This window comes from Paeniglutamicibacter kerguelensis (genome assembly GCF_017876535.1).
GTDB classification, from domain to species: domain Bacteria; phylum Actinomycetota; class Actinomycetes; order Actinomycetales; family Micrococcaceae; genus Paeniglutamicibacter; species Paeniglutamicibacter kerguelensis.
This window is the reverse complement of record NZ_JAGIOF010000001.1, coordinates 671,929-685,159: the sequence shown is the minus strand read 5'-3', so window position 1 is coordinate 685,159 and position 13,231 is coordinate 671,929. Positions and strand designations below refer to the sequence as shown.

The following is a 13,231-nucleotide window of genomic DNA, read 5'->3' as shown; positions in this document are numbered from 1 at the left end:
GCAGTGCGCACAATCCATCAATGCCGAATTGAACATCCTGCACTATCCGGACCGGTGCGACGGTGCTAGTCTTTCGCACTATGCAGCAACTAGACGCCACGGACATGCGCATCCTCTCCGCGCTGTGCCGCCAGCCCAAGGCCAGCGCGGTCGCCCTGGCCGCCGAGCTGGGACTCGGCCGCAACACCGTGCAGACGCGCATGGTGCGCCTCGAGACCTCCGGCGCCCTGCTGCCATTCGAACAGCGCATCAACCCCGCGGCCTTGGGCTTCCCGCTGGTGAGCTTCGTACACATCCACATCCAGCAGCGCCGCCTGCAGTCCATCGTGGAGCAGCTGACCCGGATCCCGGAGATCGTCGAGGCCCACGGGGTGACCGGATCCGCGGACATCCTGGCCCGCGTGGTGGCCAGCGGCGCCGAGGAGCTTTTCCGGGTCAACGGCCAGATCCTCGCCATCGACGGGGTCGAGCGCGCCGACACCTCGCTGTCCATGGCCGAGCTCATCCCCCACCGCACCACCTCGCTGATGGACCAGTACCTGGCCGACCGCGCCGCCCGGCACGACCACGAATCGGCCGGCTGACCGGCGCCGCCCACCGAGCAACGCGGCCAGACACCCGGCGCACAAAGGCGATGGCGTCCCACCCCCGGCCGGGGTGGGACGCCACTGTTTTTGATGCGGGAAGTACCGGGGTTAGTGGTCGACCGCCTTTTCGGCGCCGACGCCTGTCAGTGAACGCACCTCCATTTCAGCGGACTTGATCGGGTCCTCGACGTTCTTGTCCAGCACCGAACCGAGCCAGCCCAGGAAGAACGCCAGCGGGATCGAGACGATGCCCGGGTTCGCCAGCGGGAAGATGGAGAAGTCGGCGCCGGGGATCATGGAGGTCGGCAGCCCGGACACGACCGGGGAGAAGACGATCAGCAGGATCGCCGAGCCGAGCCCGCCGACCATGGACCAGACGGCACCCTGGGTGGTGAACTTCTTCCAGAACAGCGAGTACAGGATGGTCGGCAGGTTTGCCGAGGCAGCCACGGCGAAGGCCAGCGCCACCAGGAAGGCGACGTTCTGGCCCTGGGCGCCGATGCCGCCGAGGATCGCGAACACTCCGATGACGATGACGGTGCGGCGGGCGACCTTCATCTCTTTCTCCGGGGTGCTTTTGCCCTTGGCGATGACCGAGGCGTAGACGTCGTGGGCGAACGATGCCGCAGCGGTGATGGTCAGTCCCGCGACCACGGCCAGGATGGTGGCGAAGGCGACCGCGGAGATCAGGCCCAGCAGCAGCGGGCCGCCGAGCTCGAAGGCCAGCAGCGGGGCCGCGGAATTCACGCCGCCCGGGGCCGCCTTGATCTTGTCCGCACCGATCAGGGCGCCGGCGCCGTAGCCGAGGACCAGGGTGAAGAGGTAGAAGGCTCCGATGAGCCAGATGGCCCAGACGACCGACTTGCGTGCCTCCTTGGCGGTGGGGACCGTGTAGAAGCGCATCAGCACGTGCGGCAGGCCGGCGGTGCCCAGCACCAGGGCCAGGCCCAGGGAGATGAAGTCAAGCTTTGAGGTTTCAGTCTTGCCGTACTGCATACCCGGGTTCAGGATGTCGGCGGTTCCGGCACTGTCGACTGCGGCGCCGAGCAGGGCGGAGAAGTTGAAGCCGAACTGGGCCAGGACCATGATGGTCATGACAAACGCGCCGGCGATCAGCAGGCAGGCCTTGATGATCTGCACCCAGGTGGTGCCCTTCATGCCGCCGATCAGCACGTAGGTGATCATCAGCGCGCCGACCACGACGATCACCAGGGACTGGCCCAGCCGGTCGTCGATGCCCAGCAGCAGGGAAACCAGCGCGCCGGCGCCGGCCATCTGGGCCAGCAGGTAGAAGACGCAGACGGCGAGGGTGGAGACCGCCGCGGCGATGCGCACCGGGCGCTGCTTCAGCCGGAAGGAAAGCACGTCCGCCATGGTGAACTTGCCGGTGTTGCGCAGCAGTTCGGCGACCAGCAGCAGGGCCACCAGCCAGGCGACCAGGAAGCCGATGGAATACAGGAAGCCGTCGTAGCCGTTGATCGCGATGGCGCCGACGATGCCCAGGAACGAGGCCGCCGAGAGGTAGTCGCCGGCGATGGCGGTGCCGTTTTGCGTTCCGGTGAAGGACCGGCCGCCGGCGTAGTAGTCGGCCGCGGTCTTGTTGTTGCTCGAGGCCTTGAGGACCACGATCAGGGTGACGGCGACAAAGAGGCCGAAGATGCCGATGTTGACCCACGGGTTGCCCACCTTGGTGGTCTCCGGCGCCGCGGCGGCCCCCGCGTCAAGAATCGATAGGACGTTCATGGTTACTCCCCTGCCTGCTGTGCTTCGAGGCGCTTGCGGATGGCGGTGGCCTTGGGGTCAAGCTTCCGGTTGGAGAAGGAGACGTAGGCCGCGGTGATGGCAAAGGTGGAGACGAACTGCAGCAGGCCCAGCAGCAGGCCGACGTTGAAGTTCCCCCACACCTTGATGGACATGAACTCGTGCGCGTAGTCGGCCAACAGCACGTAGGCGAAGTACCACAAGAGGAAAATGACGGCCATCGGGAACACGAAGCTGCGGTGCGTCTTGCGCAGCTCGGTGAACTCCTCCGAGTTCTGCTCCTTCACAAAATCAATGTCGGCGGCGACGCCCGACTCCGGGGTAGTGCTCATGATTCCTCCTTCGAAGGTTCCAGGTGCCGTGCCGCTGCCCACCGGATTTCCCATGACATCCGAAACGTGGAGTGCGCCACCCACCTAAGTGACTGGGATCACTCTGCGCTACGCGGACCCGGGGCAGTAGTGGCCCGCGGCCGGCAACCGGCAAACGGTCACCCGCATGCGCCAAGCGGCGGCCGACGGCGACGAACGGCACGCCCATTTCCATGCCCAGTAGGCTTGTCCCATGCTCTCCACCGCGCTGCAAATGACCCTGATCGTTGCCACAGTCATTGTCGGGGCCGCCCTGGTGGGATACCTCGGATTCAAGATCGCCAGGTCCAACCGCGACCTGGGCACCGACGCCGACAAGGCGACGTTCGAGACACTGCACCAGGTCTCCGTTGCGGCGCCCCACCTGGCCCAGGGCCTGACCCCGGAGGGCGCGGCCAAGGCGGGAAAGCACCTGCGCGCACTGCTGGCCTGCCAGGCCTTGGTCATCACCGACAACGCCGCGGTGCTGGCTGTCGACGGCACAATCCCGGACATCGAGGGCCGCGGCACGGCCCCGGCCCTCGGTCTTGCCGCCGCCGCAATGGCCGCCCGGCGCACCCAGGTCAAGCGCTCGGAGGGGGCGGACCTGGTCTGCTCCCCCATCATGGTCGGCGACACCCCGGTGGGCACCGTGTGCGCGTACATCCCCCGGGCCGGCGCGGGATTCGTCCGGGCGGTGACGGAGGTCGCCGCGTGGGTCGCGGCCCAGGTGGGCCTGGCCGAGCTCGACGCCTCCCGCGCGCTGCTCATGGAGGCGGAGGTCCGCGCACTGCGCGCCCAGATCAGCCCGCACTTCATCTACAACTCGCTGAACGCCATCGCATCGTTTATCAACACCGACCCGGCCCGCGCACGCGAATTGGTCGTCGAATTCGCCGACTTCACCCGCTACTCCTTCAGGAGGCACGGGGACTTCACCACGCTGGCCGAGGAACTGCAGGCCATCGACCGCTACCTGCTGCTGGAAAAGGCCCGCTTCGGGGAAAGGATCCGGGTCTCCCTGGCCATCGCCCCGGAGGTGCTCTCCACCGCCATCCCGTTCCTGAGCCTGCAACCGCTGGTGGAGAATGCCGTGCGCCACGGGCTTGAATCCAAGCCCGGCGGCGGCAAGATCACCCTCACCGCCTCGGACAGCGGCGAATTCGCGCTGATCACCGTCGAGGACGACGGTGTCGGCATAGATCCCGGGTCGCTCGCCGCGGTGCTGGCCGGCACCACCGAATCCGTCCACGTGGGGCTGCGCAACGTGGACGTCCGCCTGCGCCAGGTGTACGGCGACGCGCACGGACTGGTCATCGACACCGCCCCGGGGGCCGGCACGCTGATCACCATGCGCATCCCCAAGTTCCGTCCCGGGGTGGTGCCCGATGCGCCGAACAATGCGCCGGACGGGGCATGGAACACGCCCAATGGGCCCCGCGGACCGTTGGCCGGGTAAAATTACCCGCATGATTAATGTAGTCGTCGCGGACGATGAATTGCCGGCCGTCGAAGAGCTGGCGTATCTCCTGTCGCTCGATTCACGCGTGGGACAGATCCACCGGGCCAACTCGGGCGCCGAGGCGTTGAAGGCACTCGAGGAATTCAGCATCGACGCCCTGTTCCTCGACATCCACATGCCCGCGCTGTCCGGGCTGGACATCGCCCGGGTCATTTCCCGCTTCGCCCGTCCCCCCGCGGTCGTTTTTGTCACGGCCGACGAGGACCAGGCCCTTGAGGCCTTCGAGCTTGCCGCCCTCGACTACGTGCTCAAGCCGGTGCGCCCCGAGCGGCTGGCCGAATCCATCCGCCGGGTGTGCGAGCTGGCCGAAGAGGAAACCTCGAAGCCCGAGGTCGTCACCGTCGACCAAGGCGGCATCACCAAGATGATCCGCCGCGATGAGATCCGATACGTGCAGGCGCAGGGCGACTACGCCCGGCTGCACACCAAGGACGCCAGTTACCTGATCCGGGTGCCGCTGAACGACCTCGAGCAGCAGTGGGCATCCGCCGGATACGTCCGCATCCACCGCTCCTACCTGGTGTCCATGGACAGGATCGACACCGTCAAGCTGCAGACGGGCAAGGCCGCCGTGGTGATCGGCGGAATCGAGCTGCCCGTCTCCCGCCGGGCCCTGCCCTACCTGCGTGAGCGCCTGGCGGCCAACCGCGTCCGGCCCCTGTGAGCTCCCCTGGTACCGGTTCCCCGGGACCGGCCAAGGTCGCCGGCATCCCGCGGCCGGCCGGCGCCGGACTCGACGGCCTGCCGCCGCCGACCGGCAACCGGGTGCGGGTCAGTGCGCCGGCCGGTTCGATGCCCGGCATTCCGCACCGTCCGGAGCCCGATGCGGCCGACGCCTTCTACGTCCGTTCGCTCATCCGCTCCCAGCTGCGCCTGGCCGTCTCCGTGGCGCTGGGATTCCTGCTGCTTTTGGTCGGCCTGGCGGTCATGGTCACGGCCTGGCCGCAAATCCACGACATCCGCCTGGCCACCATCCCGCTGCCCTGGTGGCTGCTGGGGGTTGCCGTGTACCCGTTGATCCTGCTCTCGGCCTTCCTGTTCAACAAGGCCGCGGCCCGCAACGAGGCCCGGTACCGGAGCATCGTCGAAAAATGAATTCCACGGTTTCACTCATTGCCGTGGCGCTGGTATCCGTCGTCACCGTGACCATCGCAATCAACGGGCTGCGCCTCTCGCGCACCACCGGGGACTTCTACGTTGCCTCGCGCACCGTGCGGCCCTGGTGGAACGCCAGCGCGATCGGCGGGGAATACCTTTCCGCCGCATCCTTCTTGGGCATTGCCGGGCTCATCGTGGTCTCCGGGCAGGACGCGCTGTGGTTCCCGATCGGCTACACGGCCGGGTACCTGATGCTGCTGCTTTTCGTCGCGGCTCCGCTGCGCCGCTCCAGGGCCTACACCATCCCGGATTTCGCCCAGATCCGCTTCGGGTCCAGGGGCCTGCGCCGGCTCACCAGTTTCCTGGTGGTGGTGATCTGTTGGCTCTACATCGTCCCGCAACTCCACGGGGCGGCACTGACCCTGGGCATCAGCACCGGGTTGCCGGGCTGGCTTGGCTCACTGCTGGTCATGGGCATCGTGTGCGTGACGGTGCTGGCCGGCGGCATGCGATCGATCACCTTCGTGCAGGCCTTCCAGTACTGGCTCAAGCTCGCCGCACTGGCGATTCCCGTGGTGTTCATGCTCCTGCACCTGGACTTGGCCGGGGAATCCGCGACCCTCAACGGAGCGATCTTCGACCAAGCCGCCCAGAACGGCGCGGCCAAGGGGCTCTACTACAACATCTCCCTGCTGGTGGCCCTGCTCTTTGGCACCCTGGGCCTGCCGCACGTGCTTGTCCGCTTCTACACCAACCCAGACGGCCCCTCGGCGCGCAAGACCACCGCGATCGTCCTTGGCCTGCTCTCGCTGTTCTACCTGTTCCCCACGGTCCTGGGCATCCTGGGCCGCGCCTACACCCCGGAGCTGGCGAACTCGGGCAACGCCGATGCCACGGTGCTTCTGCTGCCCGGGCGGATCATCGGCGGCGCGGCCGGGGACGCCCTGACGGCCATCATCATCGGCGGCGCCTTCGCGGCATTCCTCTCCACGTCCTCGGGGCTCGTGGTTTCGTTGGCCGGCACCATCTCACAGGACCTGTTCCGCGGGACCGTGCGCGGTTTCAGGATCTCCACCGTGATTGCAACGGCGGTTCCGCTGCTTCTGGCGCTGGGCACCAGCAGCTTTGCGCTGGCCGGGGCGGTCGGCTCGGTGTTCGCCTTCACCGCATCCACCGTCTGCCCGCTTTTGCTGCTGGGAATCTGGTGGCGGGGGCTGACGGTCGTGGGCGCGGTTTCCGGGCTTTTCGCCGGGGCGTTCAGCTGCGGGTTGGCCCTGTTGCTGGCGACCCTCATGCCCAATGAACCGGGTTCCCTGCATGACCTGGTTTCCCAGCCCGCCGCCTGGACGGTCCCGCTGGCGTTCATCGTCATGGTCGGGGTTTCCATCGGCACCAAGGACCGCATCCCGGCCAGGGTCGACGCGGTGTTGGCGCGTCTGCACGTCCCCGAGCAGCTGCACAACCCAGCACCCTGAAACCGGGTTTCAGGGCCGGTCAAGCCGCGCAAGACCTCTTGGCATCTGCACGTCAAACCCGTCGAAGACCAATACGTCTGCCTGCTGAATGACACGCTCGCCGGGGCCAGGAAGGGTGTATGGCGAACCGACCTGCACCTTTTCATTTCCGACGACTGCAACACCTGGAAGCGCAGCGCGAAGACCCTCATCCCGCGCAGGGGCCCGCACCACAACAATCCTTATGCTTCAACGCTCATCCGGACCGCCCAAAGGGTTCGATTTTTGGTACTCAGCGGCTCCCCGGCCTGTTCGGCAATCGTCCGACCGTCACAGCAACGTCGGACAATGACCGAGTCAATCCGGGCACCTCAGGCGTTTCCAGGGCATGCTGCACCCTTCTCGGTTGCGCTCGACGGACATTAGCCCGGTCGTTTGCATCACCGAAATCTGCCCAGGGAGATTATGTTGTTCGCAATACGTATTCCGGCTGCCCACCGATCCCGATACTGTGATGGAACAATGACGGGCGATCGTTTTTGGGAATTGATCAGGACCAAAGTCCGGGGAGCTTTCCCGGGCAAAAGCTAGGGGGGCCAATGAACAGGAATCGACGCAACGAATCGTGTTCAGGCATTCAGGATGCGCAGGTCCCTGCGCCGCCCAAGACAGCGCGTCGCGCCGTTCTGGCCATTCCGCTCCTCGCGGCCTTTGGCGCCGCTGTTGCATCCCCGGTGACCGGAAGCACCGTGGAACAAACCATGGATGCCAGAACCGTCGCTTCCCTTGGGGCCGAGAGCATCCCTGACCCAACGACGCCCACCGAGACGTTCACCGAACAGGTGGAGCCGACGAAGAACCCTGCTCTGGGTGTCCTGCTTGCCGCGTACACCAGGGCCCCCACCGAATCGGTCGTGGTCGTGTCGCTGGGGTCATCGACAACCGCGGGCGTGGACCAGGTTCCCGCGGACAGGTGGGTCAACAAGCTCTGCGCGGCAATGCAGTCACGGTACGCATCGGGGCCGGGGCGAGACTCCACACCCGGGAATCTGGCCAGCCCACGCAACACGTTGCCGGGGATCCACTTCTACAACGGCGGTTTGCCGGGTACAAGGTCCAACACGTACCTGGACTCCGCAATGGTCGGCCAGATCAAGGCATTGGCACCGAGCGTCATCACATACATGATCGGGTCCAACGATGCGAGAGACGGTGCCCCGGCTACCAGATACCGGGTGGACATGCTCCGGTCGCTCGACGCGATCGACGCGGTCCTGCCGCAGCCACACACGCACGTCCTGATCCATGCACATGAGCGCAGCGACCACAACGTCACTGCGCTCTGGGACGAGTACCGCGCAGTGTTGCAAGGCATCGCACAGGATCGCCCCCGCAGCGTGGCGTTTCTTGATGTCTCGCGCGACTTTGAGGCAATCGGATTCCCGAAAAGCGACCCGCTGGATTTCCTCAAAGAGGACCGTATCCACCTGACACCGGCGGGGCACGACTTTGTCGCCCGGATTCTCGCCCAAGAGCTCATGGCGACACCGCGCAATGTCCGAACTGCCATCTCGGATTCATTCGCTCGCGCCAACGGCCCGTTGGGAGCAGCCGATTCCGGGCAACGATGGATCGGTTCGCCCGGGTCGCAGTTCACGATTTCCGGCGGAAAGGCCAGCATCACCACGGATGGCAGTGCCATCGCCGATTCGTCACTGTCCAATGTCGATGCGTCCATGAGCATCACGCATACCGGGGCGGACAACCATCCCGCCGGCATCCTGGTGAGGGCCGACCCGTCGACAGGTGCGGGCATCGGCCTATTCATCACGGCCGGGACCGGGCAGCAGGTTTCCCTCAACGTCAGTGACGGGGCGACCAATCCGGAGATCTGGCATGAAGCCAGAGCCATCGCGCCGGGCGACCACGAGGTCCGCTTGGTTGTCGTCGGAAATACCTGCGTCGCGTATCTGGACGGGGCCCTGGTGAAAGCGATTTCCCTGCCGGCCAGGGCGGCCTCGTTGGCCGGCAATACCGGCGCAGGCTTCGGCTGCGGCGCGCCCACGCGCTCGGTGGCCTTCGGGCGGATCATCGTGCGCGAGTCCTAGCGGCCACGTCCGGTGGCACGGGTTGCTGCCCGACCCAAGCAAGAACGTGCGAACCACGCCGGGCCGGCGCAGGACAATTCGCCGATGTCTTGGGCAGACCCTCCGGAATGCCCGTGTCCGTCGAAGGCTGTCGAACACCCGAAACCAGAAAACACCAGGACACTGAAGGGTGTCCTGGTGTTTTCAGTCAAGCAAGTGCTGGCTAGTCGATCGAGGCCATGAGTTCCACGACCCGGTCCAGGAACGCATCCACCTGCGATTCCTCGTAACCCTGATCGCCCTCGGCACGGCGGAATTCCGCACGGCGCACCGCATCTACGCTCATGGGGACGTCCTTCTCAAAGTAATCAATGAGCTGGGAGCATAGCTTGTCCACATCCTGGACGTTGTAGCTGGAGGCATTCGCCCGCGAGGGGTGGCGGAACCGCTCCCCCGGGCTGCGGTGCAGGCGTCCCCGGAGGATGGCAGAAAGGCGGCCGACCTGCTGCAGCCAGGCGTCCTCTCCATTGGTCTGGATGAGGGCGTCGCGCTCACGCTGGGCGAACACGTCCTCCAGGCGATCGAGTGCCGCATCGACCTCGCGGGCGCTGTAGCCACCGCGCTGAGCCGGGAAAACCGTCCGCCGCACCATGTGGCTGGTGACGATCGAATCATCGTCCCCGTCCCCGTTGAAGGTGGCGCGGGCGCGGGCGAGGAACACATCCACCTGTTTGGTGTTGTAACCGAATTCCTTCTCCGCCACATGCTCAAATGGGGTGGAGGCCGGCTGTGCCTTGTCCTGACTCACAATGCTTTCCTTGATCTTGGTAATGCGTGCCGGAATCGACCGGCACTTCGTTGCTGGGGGGGGGCGAGTGTGCCGGCAATAAGGTTCGAAGGCCTCTTGCCGGCACCGCTCATTACATTCTAGGGACTCTTTGGCGCCGGCACTTACAGCACGCCGGGCATGAGGAAGATGGTCAGGACGTATGCGACCGGGATGGCGAAGACCACGGAATCGAGCCTATCCATCACACCGCCGTGCCCCGGCAGGATGTTGCTCATGTCCTTGATGCCGAGTTCGCGTTTGACCATGGATTCCGAAAGGTCGCCTGCCGTTGATGCGGCCACCGTGGCAACCGCCAGCGGAATGCCTACCCACCACGGCAGGTCAAGCAGGAAGACCGATGCGAGTATCCCGACGATGGTCGCTCCACCCACTGACCCGGCAAATCCCTCCCAGGATTTCTTGGGGCTGATCTTCGGGGCCATCGGGTGCTTTCCGAAGATCACTCCAACCAGGTACCCAAAGGTGTCATTGGAGACCACCAGCAACAGGACGGTGGTGACTTTCAGGTAGCCCTTGTCTTCGTTGAAGACCAGGACCGCGAAGCTCAACAACAACGGCACCCAGACCAGCACCAGGATTCCGGCCATGATCGAGGCCACCGATTTCGCGGGGCCCTCGATGATCCGCCAAAGGAAGACCAGGAGCGCGCTGGCGGCGAAGGCCAGGCTCAGCGCCTCGAGGCCGCCATAGTAGGCAGCGAACGGCAGCGAAAGGCTGGCCACCGCCAAAGGCACCAATGGCGTGTGGACCCCGGCGTGGTCCAGGGCACGGGATACTTCCCAGCATCCGATGCCCGCGAAGGCGGCGACGGTGGCAACAAAGGCCACCGGCAACCAGAACAGGCCGGTGAGGACCAAAGCCAGAAGAATCAGGCCCACGGCAATTGCCGCGGGTAGATCGCGTCCGGCTTTGGACCCCTTGGCTCTTTTGGCGCTCACGGAGCGTCGAGTCACAGGTTCAAGCCCGCCGGTTTCCGGCGATGGCTCCGGAAGGGCCCCGGAGGTTCCTTCGCTCGGCTCGGTGGGATTGGACATTAGACTTCCAGCAGCTCGGTTTCCTTGCGCTTAAGCAAATCGTCGATGCTGTCGGTGTGCGACTTGGTCAGCGCGTCGAGTTCCTTTTCGGCACGGGCACCGTCGTCCTCGCCGACTTCGCCGTCCTTGACCAGCTTGTCGATGCCGTCCTTGGCCTTGCGGCGCAGGTTGCGCAGTGCAACCTTGGCGTCCTCGCCCTTGCCGCGAACGACCTTGACGTATTCCTTGCGGCGTTCCTCGGTCAGCACCGGCATGATCACGCGGATGGTCTTGCCGTCGTTGGACGGGTTGGCTCCAACCTCGGAATCGCCCAGGGCCTTTTCGATTTCACGCAGGGCGGTCACATCGTAGGGGGTGATCAGGATGGTGCGGGCGTCAGGGGTGGCGAAGGAAGCCAGCTGCTGCAGCGGGGTCGGGGAACCGTAGTAGTCGACCATGACCTTGGCGTACATGCCTGGGTGCGCGCGGCCGGTACGGATCGCGGAGAAGTCTTCCTTCGCGTTTTCGATGGTGCTGTCCATCTTGTCGGCTGCCTCGACGAGGATATCCTCAATCACGTTCTACTCCTTTGAGTTCGGCCAGCTCGTGTACGGTGGCCGGTAGTTTCTGGGCTTGTGAACAATCCTATGCCACACCGGGTGTTCCCGGCTGGCACTAGATGGTGACGCGGGTGCCGATCTTTTCGCCGAGGATGGCACGAGTCACGTTTCCGTCGCCCTCCATGCCGAAGACCATCATTTCCAGCTTGTTGTCCTTGCACATGGTCATCGCGGTCTGGTCCATCACGCGAATGTCCTTGATGAGGGCCTCTTCGTAGGTGAGGTGCTCAAGCTTGGTCGCCGTCGGATCCTTCTTCGGGTCGGCGGTGTAAACGCCGTCGACACCGCTCTTGGCCATCAGCACCACGTCGGCGTCGACCTCAAGCGCACGCTGGGCCGCGACGGTGTCGGTCGAGAAGTATGGAAGTCCTGCACCGGCGCCGAAGATGACCACGCGGTTCTTCTCCATGTGGCGAATGGCACGGCGCGGGATGTAGGTCTCGGCGACCTGGGCCATGGAAATGGCCGACTGCACGCGGGTGTCGACCCCTGCCTGTTCCAGGAAGTCCTGCAAGGCAAGGCAGTTCATGACGGTGCCGAGCATGCCCATGTAGTCTGCGCGGGAGCGGTCCATGCCGGATGCCGAAAGTTCGGCGCCGCGGAAGAAGTTGCCGCCGCCGACGACGATCGCGACCTCAACCTTGCCAACGGTTGCAGCGATCTGCTCGGCGATGCCGCGTACGGTGACAGGGTCAACACCGAGCTTGCCTCCGCCGAAAACTTCGCCGGAAAGCTTCAGCAATACGCGCCGGCGCCGGGCCGGAATGCTGTTTTCGTTCTGCTCGAGTGTTGCGTCCATGGGGGTTCCTCCTGCTTGCGGGTCAGCGTCGCCCGCATTGATGCGTTTACTTGGGACACACCTGCGGGCGTGTCCCTTGGCTGGCAGGGAAAAGGGGCGGCCACCAGATGGTGGCCACCCCCTTTACCTTGGTTGGCAAGGTCTAACGTACGTCGACCCTGCCGGTGTACTTAGTTAGGAGCCTACGCGGAAACGTGCGAAGGCGGTAGCGGCTACGCCGGCTTCCTCGAGTACCTTGCCTACGGACTTCTTGGCATCCTTGGCGAATGCCTGGTCAACCAGAACCAGTTCCTTGAAGAAGCCGGTCAGGCGGCCTTCAACGATCTTGGCCATGGCGGCTTCCGGCTTGCCTTCGGCGACAGCGGTCTCCTGGGCGATGCGGCGCTCGTTCTCGACGGTCTCTGCAGCGATCTCGTCGCGGGAGAGGAAGCTCGGAGCCATTGCAGCGGTGTGCACTGCAACGTCGTGTGCAACGGCGGCTGCGGCTTCGCCGGAGCCGTCCACTGCAACGAGAACGCCGACCTGTGCCGGAAGGTCCTTGGAGGTCTTGTGCAGGTACGCATCAACCGATGCACCCTCAACACGGGACAGACGACGGACGATAACCTTCTCGCCCAATACTGCGCCCTCTTCGGTGACGACGTCGGCAAGGGTCTTGCCATCCACGTCGACGGCCAGCAGGGTCTCCAGGTCGGTTGCTGCCGAGGAAACGGCAACCTCCAGGACCTTGTTTGCCAGGGCGATGAACTTCTCGTTCTTGGCAACGAAGTCGGTCTCGCAGCTCAGCTCGATCATGACACCAACGGTGCCATCGATGACCTTGGCGGCAATGAGGCCTTCCGAGGTCGAGCGGCCTTCGCGCTTGGTAGCGCCCTTCAGGCCCTTGATGCGGATGAGCTCCATGGCCTTGTCGGCGTCGCCGTTGGCCTCGTCGAGAGCCTTCTTGACGTCCATCATGCCAGCGCCGGTGCGCTCGCGCAGAGCCTTAATGTCAGCAGCGGTGTAGTTTGCCACGTGCAACCCCATTCATAAGTGGTTTTGAGCTTTTTCGCCGAAGGACGGGCCGCTTCAGGCCCGTCCTACGGTTTTT

General features: G+C 65.0%; 13 protein-coding genes. 6 read left to right on the top strand and 7 right to left on the bottom strand.

Translation table 11 applies throughout. The features are described from left to right. Positions 1-80 precede the first annotated feature (80 nt). Positions 81-584: an Lrp/AsnC family transcriptional regulator gene (locus JOF47_RS03040; RefSeq protein WP_209995882.1), complete on the top strand. Its 504-nt coding sequence runs from the start codon at positions 81-83 to the stop codon at positions 582-584. A gap of 111 nt (positions 585-695) precedes the next feature. Here JOF47_RS03040 and JOF47_RS03035 read toward each other — a convergent pair whose 3' ends face one another. Both JOF47_RS03035 and JOF47_RS03030 read right to left on the bottom strand, forming a co-directional pair. After that, entirely contained in the window at positions 696-2,330 is a 1,635-nt protein-coding gene (locus JOF47_RS03035; protein WP_209995880.1) for a solute symporter family protein, read from the bottom strand. A gap of 2 nt (positions 2,331-2,332) precedes the next feature. Next, positions 2,333-2,680: a DUF485 domain-containing protein gene (locus tag JOF47_RS03030; protein WP_209995878.1), complete on the bottom strand. Its 348-nt coding sequence runs from the start codon at positions 2,678-2,680 to the stop codon at positions 2,333-2,335. Positions 2,681-2,912: 232 nt separating this feature from the next. On the opposite strand from JOF47_RS03030, the gene JOF47_RS03025 reads away from it, so the two are divergent. The 5 genes from JOF47_RS03025 (at position 2,913) to JOF47_RS03005 (ending at position 8,880) form a co-directional block, all read left to right on the top strand. Next, on the top strand, positions 2,913-4,157 hold the full coding sequence (locus JOF47_RS03025; RefSeq protein WP_245356232.1) for a sensor histidine kinase: 1,245 nt from the start codon (positions 2,913-2,915) through the stop codon (positions 4,155-4,157). 10 nt (positions 4,158-4,167) lie between these two features. Further along, positions 4,168-4,884, top strand: a complete 717-nt coding sequence (locus tag JOF47_RS03020; protein WP_209995876.1) for a LytR/AlgR family response regulator transcription factor — start codon at positions 4,168-4,170, stop codon at positions 4,882-4,884. After that, complete coding sequence (locus tag JOF47_RS03015) at positions 4,881-5,315, top strand: hypothetical protein (protein WP_342592695.1); 435 nt, start codon at positions 4,881-4,883, stop codon at positions 5,313-5,315. Before JOF47_RS03020 ends, JOF47_RS03015 begins: the two co-directional genes overlap by 4 nt. Next, a complete protein-coding gene (locus JOF47_RS03010) occupies positions 5,312-6,793 on the top strand; it encodes a sodium/solute symporter (RefSeq protein ID WP_209995874.1) in 1,482 nt (493 codons plus the stop codon). Before JOF47_RS03015 ends, JOF47_RS03010 begins: the two co-directional genes overlap by 4 nt. 740 nt (positions 6,794-7,533) lie before the next feature. After that, positions 7,534-8,880 carry an SGNH/GDSL hydrolase family protein gene (locus JOF47_RS03005; RefSeq protein WP_209995872.1) on the top strand — a complete coding sequence of 449 codons (1,347 nt, stop codon included), beginning with the start codon at positions 7,534-7,536 and terminating at the stop codon, positions 8,878-8,880. Positions 8,881-9,082: 202 nt separating this feature from the next. On the opposite strand, the gene JOF47_RS03000 is transcribed toward JOF47_RS03005, so the two are convergent. The 5 genes from JOF47_RS03000 to tsf form a co-directional block, all read right to left on the bottom strand. Continuing rightward, complete coding sequence (locus JOF47_RS03000; protein ID WP_209995870.1) at positions 9,083-9,667, bottom strand: DivIVA domain-containing protein; 585 nt, start codon at positions 9,665-9,667, stop codon at positions 9,083-9,085. A gap of 143 nt (positions 9,668-9,810) precedes the next feature. Then, positions 9,811-10,743 carry a phosphatidate cytidylyltransferase gene (locus JOF47_RS02995; RefSeq protein ID WP_209995868.1) on the bottom strand — a complete coding sequence of 311 codons (933 nt, stop codon included), beginning with the start codon at positions 10,741-10,743 and terminating at the stop codon, positions 9,811-9,813. After that, positions 10,743-11,300, bottom strand: coding sequence for a ribosome recycling factor (frr, locus tag JOF47_RS02990; RefSeq protein ID WP_209995866.1), 558 nt, complete (start codon positions 11,298-11,300; stop codon positions 10,743-10,745). Before frr ends, JOF47_RS02995 begins: the two co-directional genes overlap by 1 nt. A gap of 97 nt (positions 11,301-11,397) precedes the next feature. After that, entirely contained in the window at positions 11,398-12,141 is a 744-nt protein-coding gene (gene pyrH / locus JOF47_RS02985) for a UMP kinase (protein WP_209995864.1), read from the bottom strand. 174 nt (positions 12,142-12,315) lie between these two features. Then, positions 12,316-13,155 carry a translation elongation factor Ts gene (gene tsf, locus JOF47_RS02980; RefSeq protein ID WP_209995863.1) on the bottom strand — a complete coding sequence of 280 codons (840 nt, stop codon included), beginning with the start codon at positions 13,153-13,155 and terminating at the stop codon, positions 12,316-12,318. Positions 13,156-13,231 lie beyond the last annotated feature (76 nt).

What these genes read in the sequence shown, in the direction of transcription:
- pyrH (WP_209995864.1), bottom strand. Translation starts at nt 12,141, where the DNA reads ATGGACGCAACACTCGAGCAGAACGAAAACAGCATTCCGGCCCGGCGC.
- JOF47_RS03010 (WP_209995874.1), top strand. Translation starts at nt 5,312, where the DNA reads ATGAATTCCACGGTTTCACTCATTGCCGTGGCGCTGGTATCCGTCGTC.
- JOF47_RS02995 (WP_209995868.1), bottom strand. Translation starts at nt 10,743, where the DNA reads ATGTCCAATCCCACCGAGCCGAGCGAAGGAACCTCCGGGGCCCTTCCG.
- JOF47_RS03005 (WP_209995872.1), top strand. Translation starts at nt 7,534, where the DNA reads ATGGATGCCAGAACCGTCGCTTCCCTTGGGGCCGAGAGCATCCCTGAC.
- JOF47_RS03035 (WP_209995880.1), bottom strand. Translation starts at nt 2,330, where the DNA reads ATGAACGTCCTATCGATTCTTGACGCGGGGGCCGCCGCGGCGCCGGAG.
- JOF47_RS03020 (WP_209995876.1), top strand. Translation starts at nt 4,168, where the DNA reads ATGATTAATGTAGTCGTCGCGGACGATGAATTGCCGGCCGTCGAAGAG.
- JOF47_RS03025 (WP_245356232.1), top strand. Translation starts at nt 2,913, where the DNA reads ATGCTCTCCACCGCGCTGCAAATGACCCTGATCGTTGCCACAGTCATT.
- JOF47_RS03030 (WP_209995878.1), bottom strand. Translation starts at nt 2,680, where the DNA reads ATGAGCACTACCCCGGAGTCGGGCGTCGCCGCCGACATTGATTTTGTG.
- JOF47_RS03040 (WP_209995882.1), top strand. Translation starts at nt 81, where the DNA reads ATGCAGCAACTAGACGCCACGGACATGCGCATCCTCTCCGCGCTGTGC.